General features: G+C 44.8%; 11 protein-coding genes and 1 tRNA gene. All 12 read left to right on the top strand.

Going from position 1 to position 16,540, the window contains the following annotated elements; genetic code table 11:
• Nucleotides 1-132 precede the first annotated feature (132 nt).
• The 12 genes from MCG98_RS14925 (at nucleotide 133) to MCG98_RS14870 (ending at nucleotide 16,463) form a co-directional block, all read left to right on the top strand.
• Nucleotides 133-1,977: an NAD(P)-binding protein gene (locus MCG98_RS14925; protein WP_240303457.1), complete on the top strand. Its 1,845-nt coding sequence runs from the start codon at nucleotides 133-135 to the stop codon at nucleotides 1,975-1,977.
• Nucleotides 1,971-3,722, top strand: coding sequence for an NADH-dependent [FeFe] hydrogenase, group A6 (locus MCG98_RS14920; protein WP_240302691.1), 1,752 nt, complete (start codon nucleotides 1,971-1,973; stop codon nucleotides 3,720-3,722). Before MCG98_RS14925 ends, MCG98_RS14920 begins: the two co-directional genes overlap by 7 nt.
• Before the next feature lie 67 nt (nucleotides 3,723-3,789).
• Nucleotides 3,790-4,383: an HAD family phosphatase gene (locus MCG98_RS14915; protein WP_240302690.1), complete on the top strand. Its 594-nt coding sequence runs from the start codon at nucleotides 3,790-3,792 to the stop codon at nucleotides 4,381-4,383.
• A gap of 114 nt (nucleotides 4,384-4,497) precedes the next feature.
• Nucleotides 4,498-4,569: transfer RNA gene (locus MCG98_RS14910), tRNA-Glu, on the top strand.
• A 94-nt stretch (nucleotides 4,570-4,663) separates the two neighbouring features.
• Complete coding sequence (locus MCG98_RS14905) at nucleotides 4,664-5,137, top strand: LURP-one-related family protein (RefSeq protein WP_240302689.1); 474 nt, start codon at nucleotides 4,664-4,666, stop codon at nucleotides 5,135-5,137.
• A gap of 1,176 nt (nucleotides 5,138-6,313) precedes the next feature.
• Entirely contained in the window at nucleotides 6,314-8,617 is a 2,304-nt protein-coding gene (locus MCG98_RS14900) for a YiiX/YebB-like N1pC/P60 family cysteine hydrolase (RefSeq protein WP_240302688.1), read from the top strand.
• A 204-nt stretch (nucleotides 8,618-8,821) separates the two neighbouring features.
• Nucleotides 8,822-9,463, top strand: coding sequence for a TetR/AcrR family transcriptional regulator (locus MCG98_RS14895; RefSeq protein ID WP_240302687.1), 642 nt, complete (start codon nucleotides 8,822-8,824; stop codon nucleotides 9,461-9,463).
• 79 nt (nucleotides 9,464-9,542) lie between these two features.
• Nucleotides 9,543-10,490: an ATP-binding cassette domain-containing protein gene (locus tag MCG98_RS14890; RefSeq protein ID WP_240302686.1), complete on the top strand. Its 948-nt coding sequence runs from the start codon at nucleotides 9,543-9,545 to the stop codon at nucleotides 10,488-10,490.
• The gene (locus MCG98_RS14885) at nucleotides 10,487-11,266 is read left to right on the top strand and encodes an ABC transporter permease (protein ID WP_240302685.1); all 780 of its coding nucleotides are present in this window, start codon (nucleotides 10,487-10,489) and stop codon (nucleotides 11,264-11,266) included. Before MCG98_RS14890 ends, MCG98_RS14885 begins: the two co-directional genes overlap by 4 nt.
• 140 nt (nucleotides 11,267-11,406) lie before the next feature.
• A complete protein-coding gene (locus tag MCG98_RS14880; protein ID WP_240302684.1) occupies nucleotides 11,407-12,234 on the top strand; it encodes an HAD family hydrolase in 828 nt (275 codons plus the stop codon).
• A 52-nt stretch (nucleotides 12,235-12,286) separates the two neighbouring features.
• Nucleotides 12,287-14,209 (top strand): DNA gyrase subunit B, encoded by a 1,923-nt coding sequence (locus MCG98_RS14875; RefSeq protein WP_240302683.1) that lies wholly within the window; start codon nucleotides 12,287-12,289, stop codon nucleotides 14,207-14,209.
• A 10-nt stretch (nucleotides 14,210-14,219) separates the two neighbouring features.
• Entirely contained in the window at nucleotides 14,220-16,463 is a 2,244-nt protein-coding gene (locus tag MCG98_RS14870) for a DNA topoisomerase (ATP-hydrolyzing) (protein ID WP_240302682.1), read from the top strand.
• Nucleotides 16,464-16,540 lie beyond the last annotated feature (77 nt).

Here is a 16,540-nt window from a genome sequence, read left to right as displayed (position 1 = left end):
TAAAGAGAAAAAATATTATATAATAATCTCAGTGAAAGAAATGTCAAAGTATGGTCATAAAAGGAAGAAATTTACTGGATGGAGCCGTATCAGCCGGTGCCGTCTGAGAAAAAAAGAAAGGGTGTGGAAAGTTTGAGCAGACTGATGATTGCAACAAAAAGTACTGCACAGACAACAGTTGAGGGGCTTTACAGGGAGCTGGAACGGAGAATCGTAGCCAGCCCTCCCGGACTGTGTCCTGTGGATATGGCGCTGGTGTTTCTGAAGATGTGTCATGCGCAGACATGCGGAAAATGTGTTCCCTGCCGGATCGGACTGGGACAGCTTGGCAGGCTTCTGGAACAGGTACTGGATGGGGAGGCGAGTATGGATGATATTCCGCTGATCGAAAAGACGGCGCGTACCATCATGGATACGGCTGACTGTGCGATCGGATATACTGCCGCAGAGATGGTGGTGAAAGGGATTTCCGGATTCCGGGATGATTACGAGGAGCATATTCGCCATGGAAAATGTCTGGCATCATTGGAACAGCCGGTACCTTGTGTGGCATTGTGTCCGGCAAGGGTCGACATTCCTGGATATATCGCTCTTGTCGCTGAGGGAAGGCATGCGGATGCGGTACGCCTGATCAGAAAGGACAATCCGTTCCCTACAGCCTGTGCCTTCGTCTGTGAGCACCCCTGCGAGGCGAGATGCCGTAGAAATATAGTGGATACTTCTGTCAACATCAGAGGAATCAAACTTGCGGCGGTTGATAATGCGGGCCATGTGCCGGCACCGGAATGCGGTGAATCTACCGGCAAGCGGGTAGCGATCATCGGTGGAGGACCGAGCGGTCTGAGTGCGGCATATTATCTGCAGCTGATGGGACATCAGACGACCGTGTTTGAAATGCACAGACATCTGGGCGGAATGCTTTACTACGGAATACCGAGCTACCGCCTGCCAAGAGAACGGCTGGATGAGGATATCAATACCATCTTGTCTACCGGAGTTGAGGTGAAACTCGGGACATTTGTCGGCGACGGAGAGGATCAGGTGACTATCAGCGACCTGCGGGAGATGTATGACGCTGTATACATATCGATCGGGGCACATACCGATAAAAAGGTAGGGCTGGAAGGCGAGGATGCCGAAGGCGTGATCTCCGCCGTGGAAATGCTGGGAACGCTGGCTGACGGCGGCAGCATGGATTTTACCGGCAAACGTGTAGTTGTGATCGGGGGCGGAAACGTAGCAATGGATGTGACTCGTTCCGCGATCCGGCTGGGAGCAGAGACCGTTACCGTCGTCTACCGCCGGAGACAGGTAGATATGACGGCTCTTCCGGAGGAAGTGCGAAGCGCCGTCGCGGAAGGAGCACAGATCATGGAGCTGCATGCGCCAGTCCGCATTGACACGGATGAACATAATAAGGTGTCAGCCCTGGTCGCACAGCCGAAGCTGATCGGCCTGATTGGAAAAGACGGGCGTCCGAAACCGTCAAGGAGTGAAAAGCCGGAGGTCAGCATTCCATGCGATGTGGTTATTGTGGCGATTGGTCAGGGGATTGAGACCGATCATTTTGAAGAACGCGGGATTGCGATCAAGCACGGTGTCATTGCGGCGGAGAGCTGGAGTGCCGTTGAGAACGCGCCGGGTGTATTTGCGGGAGGAGACTGCGTGACTGGACCGGCAACGGCAATCCGGGCGATAGCGGCCGGTAAAGTGGCAGCTGCCAATATTGACTCTTATCTGGGCTATGACCATACCATTTCTACCGATGTTGAAATACCGGCGCCTAAGACGAAGGATTATTTCCCGTGCGGCAGAATCAATGTCAGGGAAAGGGAGCCGGCGGAAAGGAAACGTGATTTTGAGGAAGTGGAGTGCAGTCTGACACAGGAGGAGATCCGCCAGGAATCAGCGAGATGTCTGCGTTGCGATCACTTTGGATTCGGCATTCTGAAAGGGGGCAGGGAGACCAGATGGTAACGATTACGATCAATGGAAAAAAGATACAGGTGGAAGAAGGGACGACAATATTAAATGCTGCAGCTGCTGCGGGAATGCCGGTTCCGAGTCTCTGTTACCTGAAAGAGATCAATGAGATCGGTGCATGCCGGGTCTGTGTAGTCGAGGTGAAAGGAGTGGCCAGACTGGTCACCGCATGCAACAATGTAGTGCAGAACGGAATGGAGATTTTAACGAATTCTCCGCGTGTACGCGAGGCGAGGAGAACGAATGTTGAACTTATCCTCTCACAGCATAACAGTTCCTGCACAAGCTGTGTGCGGGGAGGAAACTGTTCACTGCAGAGGATTGCAAATGATCTTGGCATCTATGCATCGGAGTATGCAAAAGTAATTCCGAAGAAACACTGGCCGGTCAGTTTTCCTCTGATCAGGGATTCTTCCCGCTGTATCAAATGTATGCGCTGTCTGCAGATCTGTGACAAAGTGCAGGACCTGCACATCTGGGACATTGCGAAAACAGGTTCCCGCGCAACGGTAGGTGTATCCCACAATTTGCAGATTACGGAAGCGGACTGTGCGATCTGCGGACAATGCCTGACGCATTGTCCGACCGGCGCTTTGAGGGAGCGGGATGATACACTGAAACTCCTCTGTGCCCAGGGCGCATTTGCAGACCCGGAAAAGGTGACGATCGTACAGGTAGCGCCTGCAGTGCGGGCGGCGTGGGGAGAAGAACTCGGTCTTACGCGAGACGAGGCAACGCCGAAGCGTCTGGTAGCGGCATTGAAAGCGTTGGGGTTTGACTATGTATTTGATACGGATTTTGGTGCCGATCTGACGATCATGGAAGAGGGAAGCGAATTCCTGGAACGCCTGAATCACAGAGATGACTACAAATTCCCCATGTTTACTTCCTGCTGTCCGGGTTGGGTCAGATTCCTGAAGTCCCAGTATCCGGAGATGACGGACCAGCTTTCAACGGCAAAATCCCCGCATCAGATGCAGGGAGCGGTGACGAAGACATATATTGCTGAGAAATTTGGAATTGATGCAGACCAGATATTTAATATTTCGATCATGCCATGTATCGCCAAGAAACAGGAGGCGGCAATCCCGAATATCAACGACAGCGGACACGGGAGAGATGTAGATCTGGTGCTTACAACGAGAGAAATCGCCCGTATGATCCGTGCAGATCATCTGGATGTAAAACATCTTCAGGAGGAAGAGTTTGACGATCCGTTTGGCACAGGGAGCGGTGCTGGTGTGATTTTCGGTGCGACAGGTGGTGTGATGGAGGCAGCACTCAGAAGCTGCTATTATCTGGTGACGGGTAAAAACCCGTATCCGGATGCATTCTACATGGTGCGGGGAATGGATGGCTGGAAGGAGGCCTGCTTTGATATCAATGGGATAACACTTCATGTGGCGGTTGTGAGTGGGCTTGGAAATGCCAGGAAGCTGATTCAGGCAATTCAAAACGGAGAAGCACAGTACGACTTCGTGGAGGTAATGGCCTGTCCCGGCGGCTGTGTGGGCGGCGGCGGACAGCCGATTCACGATGGCGAAGAGCTGGCAGAAGTTCGAGGGGAGAACCTGTATTTCCTTGACAGAACAAATGATCTGAGGTTTTCTCATGAAAATCCGAAAATTCTGCAGATTTATGAGGAGTATCTGGAGAAACCGCTTTCCCATATGGCTCATGAACTGTTACATACCGATCATCACGGATGGAAGATGCCGGGGGAAGAGAAGACAGAATAAAAGAGAATTGACAGATTCGGTGCGGGCAGATACTCCTGCGCCGGATCTGTAAAATCAGGAGATGAGAATGATCAGAAATATAATCTTTGATATGGGAAATGTGCTGCTGAACTATGATCCCAGACTTCCGCTTGAAAAGTATGTGCAGACAGAGACGGACAGGGCAGTCATTTTAAAAGAGTTGTTTCAGGGACCGGAGTGGATAGAAGGTGATCTGGGATACATTACGGTGGAGGAAAAGTATCAGAGGATAAAGGCACGGATACCGGAACGGCTGCACGGGGAGCTGAAGGACTGTGTCTGCCGGTGGCACGAGACCATGGAGCCGGTTGCCGGTGCACAGGAATTTGTAAAGCATGTACAGGAGAAGGGATACCACACCTATATCCTGTCGAATGCCAGCGATGAATTCTATCTTTATTTCCCGAGGTGCTATGACATGAAATCATTTCGGGGAGTCGTTGTATCGGCGGACCTGCATATGGTCAAACCGGATGCGGCGATCTATCGGTATCTGCTGGAAACTTACGGTCTTATCCCGGATGAATCACTGTTCATCGACGACCTGCCGGAAAATATTGAAGCGGCACAGAAACTGGGAATCAGGGGTGCCGTATTTGACGGAGACTTTGACGGTATCAGAAAGAAATATTGTCTCTGAAACAACTGTAAAAAGGCAGACTGAAAAAATTGGAAAAAATAATTGAAAAAAATTGAAAAAAGTACTTGCAAAATATCGGAAAGTGCGATATTATAATTGAGCACGTTGCAGTAAGGTCTGTTGGTCAAGCGGTTAAGACGCCGCCCTCTCACGGCGGAAACAGGGGTTCGATTCCCCTACAGACTGTTATCACTTGAATCCATGTACAGCGCACCGACAGGGACGCTTGTATGTGGATTTTTTTCTGTATTCAGATAAGAGCACAAAGGAGCAGCGAATTATGAAATTACTGATAAAACAAAGAGTTTTCTCCTGGACGGATTCCTATGATGTGTACGATGAAGACGGGGATGTGAAATATTTTGTAAAAGCGGAGTTTTTTGCACTGGGGCATCAGCTGCATGTATATGATCGTGATCAGAATGAGATCGGTATGGTCAAAGAGAAGCTGATGACATTGATGCCGGCCTTCGAGATTGAAATCGATGGGAATGCCTGCGGAAGAATCGAAAAGAAGTTTACTTTGTTCAGTCCGAAGTATGAGATAGATTGCAACGGCTGGCACGTGGAGGGGGATTTCATGGGCTGGGAATACGATGTTTATTCAGAATGCAGTCCGGTGATACATATTTCAAAGGAATTGTTTCAGTGGGGCGACACCTATGTGCTTGATTTCGCTGATCCGGCAGATGAACTGATGGGGATGCTTCTGGTGATTGCCATTGATGCGGCTAACTGTACGCGGAATGACTAAGTAACTATTATCTTTATAAGCAGGCATGTCAGAAAATTTTAGCTTTTTCTGACATGCTGTTTTGCTTTTGTGCTCGGCGCCACACGTTTCTAATCAGTGCAAAATGTGTGTTCTGCAAGCTGGCTATAGCTTGCCGGCAAAAGCCTGGGCGCATTAAGCACCCGTGAGCTTCGTAGTAAGTATCCAGTGCTCTTGGATGACCAATTGAACTGAAGCGATGTATGCCTATGTTAAATAGATGCAAGCTAATAATACATAGCAATAAGTGAATCCTGTTGCATCGTTACATTAGCCCTTCTGGGGAAAAGAGAAAATTGAGTCACTGGCTTTACATTATGAGGAGTTGGAAGAACTCATTAATTGAAAAGATGATGAGGAATTGCTTAAAAGGCTATGTATGGATTAAAATAAACGATTACTCCTTCCTTTATGTTAATTAGAGATTGCCGGGGTGGTTTGTGAACAGATTCGGGATAACTGTAAAGTCAGGATAAATGCTGTGAGAAGACGGTAGTCGGCTACCTCATCCTACCTGTTGGAGATATTAATATAAGTATATTTATAAATAATACTTGATGATGATAAAGAAAATTATATATTTATAAAATAAAATACTATACAATTATAAATAATAAGAATAAATATCTTAGTATTGATAATAAAAAGTAAAATATTTAAGAAAGGCGAATTTTTTGAAAATAATGATATACAAAACAAAGTAGAAATCCGTTTAGAATCCTGCATACCTGTTTTTTGCCAGAAATATTTTATGAATTGGCTTTTAATAAATACCCGTTCTTACCATAAGAACATAATGATAGCTTTAATAAACAATCCAGTCCTGTGAAGCTATCATATCAGGAACAAATGTAGTAAATTTACAATATCATTAACTTATGGTTTAACTATAAAACAAGGTAATAAAGTTGAAACTATCACAAAGTTATGGGGGGAGAGTATGATACGGATATTATTATTGATATTAGGATGGGTTATGATTATTGTGTTTGTTTTTTTTGTTTGGGTGGCAGTACAACAGCCATGGACTTACTCCGAGAGTTTGTTACCTGACATCATATTTTATGCTATTTGTATCGTTTACATCGCATGTATAATAAAAGTGTTTCGTTTAGCCGCAAAATATAAAGAAAAGAAATAACAGGGGGGACGGTGCGTATGAAAAAGAAGGTCTGTATATTATTAATTGCAATTTTAGTTGTATTATTAAGTTTAGAATTTGATAACTATACGTATGCCGCTGTAAACGATTCTGCTGAGGTCATCTTGGACATTGAAGATATCAGTGAGACAAACGAAATGTCGGAGTTGGAAAAAGCATATCAGGAAATTAACAATTATATTATTCAAAACAATTTACCTGCAGAAATCACATGGGAACAATTTCTGCAAGAATTTGAATTAATAGGAAATAGCGATGTCCAGCAGTATAAAAATAAATACATTGACCTTTTTTCCATACAACAAGAAGAGAATCCTAAATTAAGAAATAATAAGCCTTGGTTTTATGACACGAAGGAAGAATTACCTATAAAGGCGAATTATTCAAACTATAATCTTTTAAGCACAGTAAAAAAGGGGGATATCCTTTTTGAAGCCAGAGGTGGCTTTTATATAACAGGGCATATCGCAATTGTAGAAGGTATCTTTTACAGCGAGCAGCAGGACCAGGAGTATATCCGCGTTATTGAAGCTACTTCTTATGGAGTTATTCGAAGTGTAGTGGATGATGATAGATATGATAGCCGACTTGGTGTCTTTCTAAGAGCACCTAATGCTACAGCTAACATTATTGATAGTGCAGTGGATTTTTGCATTAGCCAATTAGGCAAACCATACTATTTAGATTTTATGTTAGACTTAGAGGAAAACCAACCTGATTGGTATTGCTCTGAACTCGTTTGGGCAGCTTATTTTCGGAATGGAATAGATTTAGAAAACTGGTCATCTTTGTCTGAACCTGGAATTACCCCTAGAGACATCTTATCCGGCATCTTTGACGGACGGGTTGAGCAAATACATGATAGTGAGGCCGTTAATATAACTATCGATGAACTTGTGCCTTACAATGATCATATTGAGGTGTACTATAGTTATGAATTTACGATTTATGACATGAAAAGTTATAAAATATACCGCTCTGAGGATCGAGTTCACTGGAATGAAATTGCAGAAACAAATGATGGATATTATAGCGATTATGATGTTCAAATTAATAAAGAGTATTTTTACAGAGTAGTTGGCTACAATTATGAAGAAACACCTTCCAATCCTAGCAATATTGAAAATGTGATTATTAGATGTGATACCATACCGGTGCCCACACTTCGGATAGAAAATAGGGAAGAGACAGCAATAACACTTTCTTTTTATGCTGAACAAGGAGTTACATATTTTAATATTTATCGATCCATGTTTAATTCAGATAATTTCAAAAAAATAGCAACTGTGGAGGCAGAAGAAAAGTATTATACCGATACCGGTCTGCGGAGTGGGAATACATATTATTATAAAATAAGTGCAGTGTATTCTGGATTGGGGACCACTAATTTCAGTAATATAAAAAATACAAAAGCAAAGCTGACGACGCCCATATTACATGTTAGTAAATATAATAAAGAAGGAATGAGACTTGATCCTTTTTTAAATGGAGCTACCTCTTTTGATATTTATCGGGCAGACAGTGTTGATGGTAACTATGAAAAAATTGCAACCATACCATGCGAAAATAACCTTGCATGGTATATGGATAACGATAATCTTGAATATAATCATGAATATTTTTACAAAGTGCAGGGATTTAATGAGTATGATGAAAGTGCCTTTAGTAATTCTGCTTCAGCAAAAACTGAGCTAGGTAATATAAGTATAGTGACACGAGGAGATAAAAAGGGCATAAGAATATTTTGGAATATATTAGAGGAAACTAACAGGCAGGTGCTGAGTGTTAGTGAAAAAAATAGTGATGGAACCGGTTATACAGAGATAGCAAGAACTGAACTCGATAAAACTACAAGTACATATTTTTTATCTTCAACAAAATATAATCTAAAGCCTGATACAGTATATATTATTACTATATTGGAATATAGTAATGACAATTATGCTTCTAGGCGTGACAGTAAAACATATTTACCGAATAATCCAGATTATTCTAGTAAGATTAATTTGAATTATACAAATAAAACAGATGGTGTAAATGTTACATGGAATAAACTGGATAATACTAGTACTCAAAAACTTGTTATCTATGAATGCAAAAAAAACTCATCCATAGATGATGGTTTTAATTACAAGTTTTTAGATGATATTACACTCAATAATAATATTAATACATACTTATTTTCAAAAAGTAAATATCAATTAAAAACTTCAAATGAATATCAATATACAATATTAATATATGTGTACAATACAGAAGGCAGTTATTTGGCTAATTCAGTTATGGTAAGCGTAAAGTAAAACCTGTACATCTAAAAAAATAAATTCAATGCCAAGATATGGAATGTTTTTGATAGTAGTGCTGGGATGAGTTTTTGCTTCTGGTGATTGCCATTGATGCGGCTAACTGTACGCAGAACGGATGAAGATTCAAATGTTGACCAGAGGATGATTTTATGATATTCTTATATACATACAAATGTATGTATATAAGGAGGTCTTTTGTTGGCTAGAAACAAATATCCCGAAATCACGGAGCAGCGTATATTAGATACGGCAACCAGGCTGTTTCTTGAAAAAGGATGGGAAGAAACGACGATTCAGGATATTATAGATGAGCTCGGGGATTTAACCAGAGGAGCTTTTTATCATCATTATAAATCAAAAGATGAGATAATTGATGCAGTTACCACCCGTATGTTTAACAAAGATGACATGTTTGATACGGTGAAAAAAGAAAAAGGTTTAAATGGGTTCGAAAAATTGAAAAAGATTTTGCAGTTATCTGTGATAAATGAAGAACAACTTGAATTTGCAAAATCACTCCCCTCGGTTTTCAGCAGCCACATATTCGTCAGTAAGCAGCTGCGGGACTGTATTCATTCTGTGGCACCAAAACTGAACTGCTTTTTCGAAGAAGGTTTGAATGATGGATCCATTACAGTAGAATACCCGGAACAGGTTTCTGAGACATTTACCATTCTTATGACATTATGGTTTAATCCGATTCTGTTTCCTGTCACAAAAGGAGAATACTTGAGAAAGTATGACTATCTTAAGTATCTGCTGGACCATATAGGATTATCGATTTTTGATGATGAGCTGCGTAAGAGGGCTGAAAAAGCCTTTGATAATATTCTGATTTAAGAATACTGCCTTACGGCAGTTTCTTAATAACAATATACATACATTTGAATGTTTCTAAAATGAAGGAGGAATGGTTTTCATGGATAAGAGTCAGGTTGTCATTTTGGTAAATTCCCTTGAGAAGTCGTATCAGGGTTCCAAAGTGCTGAGGGGAATTCATTTTACGGTAACAAAAGGCAGTATCTTTGCCCTTCTGGGATCAAACGGGGCAGGAAAAACGACCACGGTCAGAATACTTTCTACATTAATCAAACCTGACGGCGGGAGCGCTGCTGTCTGCGGCTATGATGTCACCCGGGAGAGTCATAAGGTGCGGGAATGTATCAGTCTGACCGGTCAGTATGCTGCGGTAGATGAGCTTTTAACAGGCAGGGAGAATCTGCGTATCATCGGTGCGTTACACCATCTGAGAGACCGAAATAAAAGAGCCGATGAGCTTTTAGATGCTTTCCGGCTGACTGATGCTGCCGATCGCCGGGTCTCAACGTATTCGGGAGGTATGAGACGAAGGCTTGATCTGGCAATGAGCCTGCTGGGAAATCCTCAGATCATATTCTTAGACGAACCAAGCACAGGGCTCGATCCTCAAAGCCGCCTGTCCGTGTGGAGAATGATCAGATCCCTGGCTGAATCCGGTGTCACAATTTTCCTGACAACACAATATCTGGAGGAAGCGGAGCAGCTTGCCGACCACATTGCCATCTTAAATGACGGTGTCATAGCAGCAGAGGGGACACCGGATACCTTAAAAGAAAATCTTTCTCAGGGTGTGGTGGAGCTTACATTTTATGATGATAATGGGAGGGCGCGCGCATTGGAACTTTTAAAAGAATATCAGATGATTCCTGATAAGAATATACCTGCAGTCAATATTATCACTGACGGCAGTGTAAAGCAGCTGGCTGATATTATGAACAGATTGAATCATGCTGATATTTTACTCTCTGGATTTACACAAAAGCGGCCTACGCTTCAGGAGGTCTTTCTTTTACTGGTGGGTGAAAATGAGGGAGGAAGATATCAATGAGGACCGGGGAGAAAATTGTATGTCTGGCACAGGATTCCAGGACAATGTCTGAGCGTTGTATCCTTCTGTCACTGCGCAATCCTGACGCATTTCTTACGGGAATCGGCACCCCCATACTTATGATGCTGCTGTTTGTCTGTGTCCTTGGAGGTGCAATGAAAACAGGCAGTGCAAATTATGTGGACTACCTGGTACCGGGTATCATTCTGCAGTGTATCGGACAATGCGGATGTACGACAGCTGTCAGTGTAAATATTGATCTGAAAGGGGGAATGGTTGACCGCTTCCGCTCTATGCCTGTTGCGGCATCATCAGTACTGGCAGGGCATGTGTTTGCAGCCATGGTACGTAATATCATAACTGCTGTCCTGGTATTTGGCATGGCGTTTCTTATCGGATTCAGACCGTCGGCGGGTGGGGCACAGTGGCTCATAGTGGCTGGAATATTACTTTTATTTATGGCGGCAATGACCTGGATTTCAATGATACTGGGTCTTATCGCAGGCGGTGCCGAGAGTGCAAATGGTATCTCAGCCGTCATTATGTTTCTGCCGTATCTCAGTTCCGGGTTTGCCCCGACAGAAACAATGCCGGCGGCTCTGCGGTTTTTTGCAGAGCGACAGCCTATGACTCCGATTGCTGAATCAATACGCTCACTCTTAATCAATGCAGAGCTCGATGCTTGCTTTTTACCCGCCGTTCTATGGTGCGTGGGTTTACTTATCGCAGCGCATGCCGGGGCGGTGATGATCTATAAGAAAAAAACAAAAAGATAAAGGCATAAAACAGGGACAATCCGCCGTATCATAAAAAGCGGATGTCCCTTTTTGCGGCTGAATTCCATTTTTCTTTGCGCAAACCCCAAAAGTTATGATATACTACTGCACGATAACAGAAAATACGGGCGGAGGAACTTATGAACGTAAAATTGACAGCCATCGACCTGGATGGCACCCTGCTGCGGGATGACTGCACGGTCTCAAAGAGCAGTCTGGATACGATACGCAGGGCACTGGATGCCGGGCACTGTATTGTGCCGACAACGGGCAGAAGTTTTGAAAATGCGCGCAGTGAGATTTTTCATGATTTTGATGATATCCCATACTTTATCAACGCGAATGGTACCGTGGTGACAGATGGAAGGACAAGAGAAATTCTGTACATAAAAGGCTTTCCGCCGGGGATTGCGTCGAGGATTTACCGGCTGTGCAAAAAGTATAAAACGTATATTGAGCCATATGCCGGTCTGCAGGCTTATATGGAGACAGAAGGCATCCGGCATCTGTTCGCGAGCGGTCTTCCGGAATCATACTGCACACAGCTTATGCGCTCCAATATTGAATGTGCGGATTTAAGTGCCCTGATGGATGATACGCAGGTACCGGTCAGCAAGTTTCATATCGTATGCGAAGACCCTGAAGAGAAAGTCAGGCTCAGACAGGAGCTGGCGGAGATTCCAAAGCTCAACCCGATATCTGTGGTGGAACAGAACCTGGAGCTTGTGTACGGAAAACTGAGCAAACGGGACGGATTGTCTTTTCTGGCAGAAAGGCTGGGCGTACTGCCTTCAGAGGTGCTGGCATTTGGCGACAGCAATAATGACTACGAGATGATGGAGTGGGCCGGATATTCTGTAGCAATGAAAAATGCATCTCAGAGAATTAAAAATGTATCAAAATACGAAACAGATACGAATAATAAGGATGGAGTGGCGAAAGCTCTGACTAGTTTTTTGAATTTATAATATTGGACAGTAATTCATCATTGAACATAAGTAATACGAGAGGAACAAAGATATGACGAGAAAATCAACGTATGATGCGAGCAGCATTTCTGTGCTGGAGGGGCTGGAGGCAGTCCGTAAGCGGCCGGGAATGTATATCGGAAGCGTGTCCAGAAAGGGACTGAATCATTTGATCTATGAAATCGTGGATAATGCGGTGGATGAGCACCTGGCGGGTTTCTGCGATTTTATCCATGTGATACTGGAAAAGGATGGTTCTTGTACCGTTGTGGATAATGGCCGCGGTATTCCGGTCGGTATGCATGAGAAAGGAATGTCGGCCGAGAGGCTGGTATTCACCACGCTTCATGCGGGAGGAAAGTTCGATGATTCGGCGTATAAGACGAGCGGAGGACTGCACGGGGTAGGATCCTCTGTCGTAAATGCACTGTCGGTTTATCTGGATATTAAAATCAGCAGGGAAGGATATGTGCATCACGACCACTATGAACGGGGGATCCCCACAATAGAACTGGAAGAGGGGCTGCTTCCCAGGCTCGAGAGGACCAAAGAGACTGGAACGAGTGTGAATTTTCTTCCGGATCCGGAGATATTTGAGGTGACGCGCTTTTCAGCCACGGAAGTAAAGAGCAGGATGCACGAGACGGCATATCTGAACCCGGAGCTGACGATCCTGTTTGAGGATCTGCGTGCGGATGAGCCGGAAAAGGTAACCTTCCATGAGCCTGACGGGATCATTGGATTTGTGAAGGATCTGGACAAGAAAAAGGAGGCACTCCACGAACCGGTTTATTTCAGGGGGGAGACGGACGGTATCACGGTTGAATGTGCATTTCAGTATGTCAACGAATTTCATGAGAATGTACTGGGATTCTGCAATAATATTTACAACGCGGAAGGCGGCACCCACCTGACAGGATTTAAGACTATGTTCACGACGGTTATGAATAACTATGCGCGTGAGCTTGGTATTCTGAAAGAAAAAGATGCAAATTTTACAGGGGCTGATATTCGCAACGGAATGACAGCCGTTGTCTCCATCAAACATCCGGCGCCGCGGTTCGAAGGGCAGACGAAGACAAAACTGGACAATCAGGACGCGTCAAAGGCGACGGGAAAAATCACCGGTGAGGAAATCGTACATTATTTTGACCGGAACCTGGAAACCCTGAAAAAGGTACTCTCCTGTGCGGAGCGGTCAGCCAAGATCCGAAAGACAGAAGAAAAAGCAAAGACGAATATGCTGACCAGGCAGAAGTATTCGTTTGATTCTAATGGAAAACTTGCCAACTGTGAAAAACGTGATCCGTCCAGATGCGAGATCTTTATCGTTGAGGGTGATTCTGCGGGGGGATCTGCGAAAACGGCAAGAGACAGGAGCTTTCAGGCAATCCTTCCGATCCGCGGCAAGATCCTGAATGTAGAAAAGGCGAGCATCGACAAGGTGCTGGCGAATGCGGAGATCAAATCGATGATCAACGCATTTGGCTGTGGTTTCTCAGAGGGCTACGGGAATGATTTTGATATGTCCAAACTTCGTTACGATAAGATCATCATTATGGCAGATGCCGATGTCGACGGCGCACACATCTCTACCCTGCTGCTGACACTGTTCTACCGGTTCATGCCGGAACTTGTCTACGAAGGCCATGTCTATATCGCCATGCCGCCGCTTTACAAAGCGATGCCGGCAAAAGGAAAAGAAGAATATCTCTATGATGATAAAGCACTGGAGCGATACCGCAAGACACACAAAGGAAGCTTTACCCTGCAGCGCTACAAAGGCCTGGGTGAGATGGATGCCCAGCAGCTGTGGGAGACAACCCTGAATCCCGAGACCAGGATGCTAAAACAGATTGAAATCGAGGATGCGCGTATGGCATCGGAGGTGACGGAAGTGCTGATGGGAACGGAAGTGCCGCCCAGGAAAGCATTTATTTATGAGCATGCACGGGATGCAGAGCTGGATGTGTAGGAGGTAGTGTATGAGTGAAAAAGAACAGATCATAAAAACAGAATATTCAGAAGTCATGCAGAAATCCTACATCGATTACGCGATGAGTGTAATCGTGGCCAGAGCACTTCCTGATATCCGGGATGGATTAAAGCCGGTGCAGAGAAGAACCCTGTATGATATGTATGAGCTCGGCATACGGTATGACAGACCCTATCGTAAATGTGCCCGTATCGTCGGCGATACCATGGGTAAATATCATCCGCACGGGGACAGCTCGATCTATGAAGCGCTGGTTGTGATGGCGCAGGATTTTAAAAAGGGACAGCCCCTGGTGGACGGTCATGGAAACTTTGGATCGATCGAGGGGGACGGTGCAGCCGCCATGCGTTATACGGAGGCGCGTCTGCAGAAGATCACCCAGGAAGTCTATCTGAGTGATATGGACAAGGATGTCGTGGATTTTGTGCCAAACTTTGATGAAACGGAAAAAGAACCGGAAGTACTTCCTGTCCGTGTGCCAAATTTTCTGATCAATGGTGCGGATGGTATCGCAGTCGGCATGGCGACCAGCGTTCCGCCCCATAATCTCGGGGAAGTGATCGACGGTGTCAAAGCGTACATGAAGAACAATGACATTACGGTAAAGGGTCTGATGCGGTATATCAAGGGACCGGATTTTCCGACAGGAGGCATCGTTGTCAATAAAGATGATCTGTACTCCATCTATGAAAAAGGAAGCGGAAAAGTACGCATCAGAGGAAAAGTGGACATCGAAAGGGGAAAAGGCGGAAAGCAGAGTCTGGTCATCACAGAGATTCCCTATACGATGGTAGGTGCAAACATTGGAAAGTTTCTGAATGATGTGGCACAGCTCGTGGAGACTAAGAAGACAACGGATATCGTAGACATCTCCAACCAGTCATCGAAAGAAGGCATCCGTATCGTACTGGAGCTCAGAAAGGGAGCAGACGCTGACAATCTGACCAACATGCTCTATAAGAAAACGCGCCTCGAGGATACTTTCGGTGTCAATATGCTGGCCGTTGCAGACGGGAAACCGGAGACACTGAGTCTTAAGAAAGTCATTGAACACCATGTGGATTTTCAGTTTGAAGTGGCAACCAGAAAATACCAGAATCTTCTGGCAAAAGAACTGGACAAAAAGGAAGTTCAGGAAGGACTCATCAAAGCGTGTGATGTGATTGATCTGATCATCGAAATTCTCCGCGGCAGCAAGAGTCAGAAACAGGTGAAGGATTGTCTGACAATGGGGATTACCGAAGGTATCCGGTTTAAGACCAAAACATCGGAGCGGGCGGCGGCAAAGCTTCGTTTTACGATCAGACAGGCAACGGCGATTCTGGAAATGCGTCTGTATAAGCTGATCGGGCTGGAGATCGAAGCACTGATGAAGGAGCATGATCTGACACTGGCAAATATCGCCGCATATGAAAATATCCTCAATAACTATGATGCCATGGCGGATGTGATCATCAAAGAACTGGACGCGGTCAAAAAGGAATACGGGCAGAGACGTAAAACGGTGATAGAAAATGCTGAGGAAGCTGTCTACGAGGAAAATAAGATCGAAGAGATGGAAGTCTGCATCCTGATGGACCGCTTCGGTTATATCAAAACAGTGGACAAAACTGTGTTTGAGCGTAACCAGGAGGCTGCGGTCAAGGACTATCAGTATGCGTTCCTGTGCAGCAATACGGATAAACTCTGCATCTTCACGGAACAGGGAAAAATGCACATGGTGAAGGTGCTGGATCTGCCGTACGGTAAATTCAGGGACAAGGGTGTGCCGATCGATAATTTTGGAAATTACAGTACCGCCCAGGAGACGATTCTGTATCTTGGATGTCTGGAAGAAATCAAGAGGCAGAAGCTTTTGTTTATCACAAGAAACGGCATGCTAAAACAGGTGGAAGGTACGGAATTCGATGCCGCCAAACGCACGATCGCCGCGACAAAGCTGGCGGACGGCGATGAAGTAGTATTTGTACAGCCGGCGGATACGATGGATTACGTCGTGCTGCAGAGCAGGGAAGGATATTTCCTTCGGTTCCTGAAGGAAGAGGTGCCGGATAAGAAAAAGACGGCGATCGGTGTACGCGGAATGCGTCTGGCGGAACAGGATCAGATCGAGCAGGGCTACCTGATCGAAAGCCGGATGGATTACACCATTTCGTACCATGAAAAGGAAGTGACGCTGAACAGGCTGAAACTGGGAAAACGTGATACGAAAGGCATAAAAATCCGTGTTTAAAGAAACGCCTTGCATTTTATAATAAGAAGTGCTACAATAAACAAGAATTAAATAAATTACTGAATGAGAGTGGGCTT

The organism is Ruminococcus sp. OA3, assembly GCF_022440845.1.
Taxonomy (GTDB): Bacteria; Bacillota; Clostridia; order Lachnospirales; family Lachnospiraceae; genus Ruminococcus_G.
The sequence above is the reverse complement of the archived record's forward strand: the minus strand, read 5'-3'. Positions and strand labels throughout refer to the sequence as shown.

Coding starts and splice junctions, on each gene's coding strand:
- MCG98_RS14905 (WP_240302689.1), top strand. CDS start 4,664: ATGAAATTACTGATAAAACAAAGAGTTTTCTCCTGGACGGATTCCTAT.
- MCG98_RS14875 (WP_240302683.1), top strand. CDS start 12,287: ATGACGAGAAAATCAACGTATGATGCGAGCAGCATTTCTGTGCTGGAG.
- MCG98_RS14870 (WP_240302682.1), top strand. CDS start 14,220: ATGAGTGAAAAAGAACAGATCATAAAAACAGAATATTCAGAAGTCATG.
- MCG98_RS14915 (WP_240302690.1), top strand. CDS start 3,790: ATGATCAGAAATATAATCTTTGATATGGGAAATGTGCTGCTGAACTAT.
- MCG98_RS14880 (WP_240302684.1), top strand. CDS start 11,407: ATGAACGTAAAATTGACAGCCATCGACCTGGATGGCACCCTGCTGCGG.
- MCG98_RS14885 (WP_240302685.1), top strand. CDS start 10,487: ATGAGGACCGGGGAGAAAATTGTATGTCTGGCACAGGATTCCAGGACA.
- MCG98_RS14890 (WP_240302686.1), top strand. CDS start 9,543: ATGGATAAGAGTCAGGTTGTCATTTTGGTAAATTCCCTTGAGAAGTCG.
- MCG98_RS14900 (WP_240302688.1), top strand. CDS start 6,314: ATGAAAAAGAAGGTCTGTATATTATTAATTGCAATTTTAGTTGTATTA.
- MCG98_RS14920 (WP_240302691.1), top strand. CDS start 1,971: ATGGTAACGATTACGATCAATGGAAAAAAGATACAGGTGGAAGAAGGG.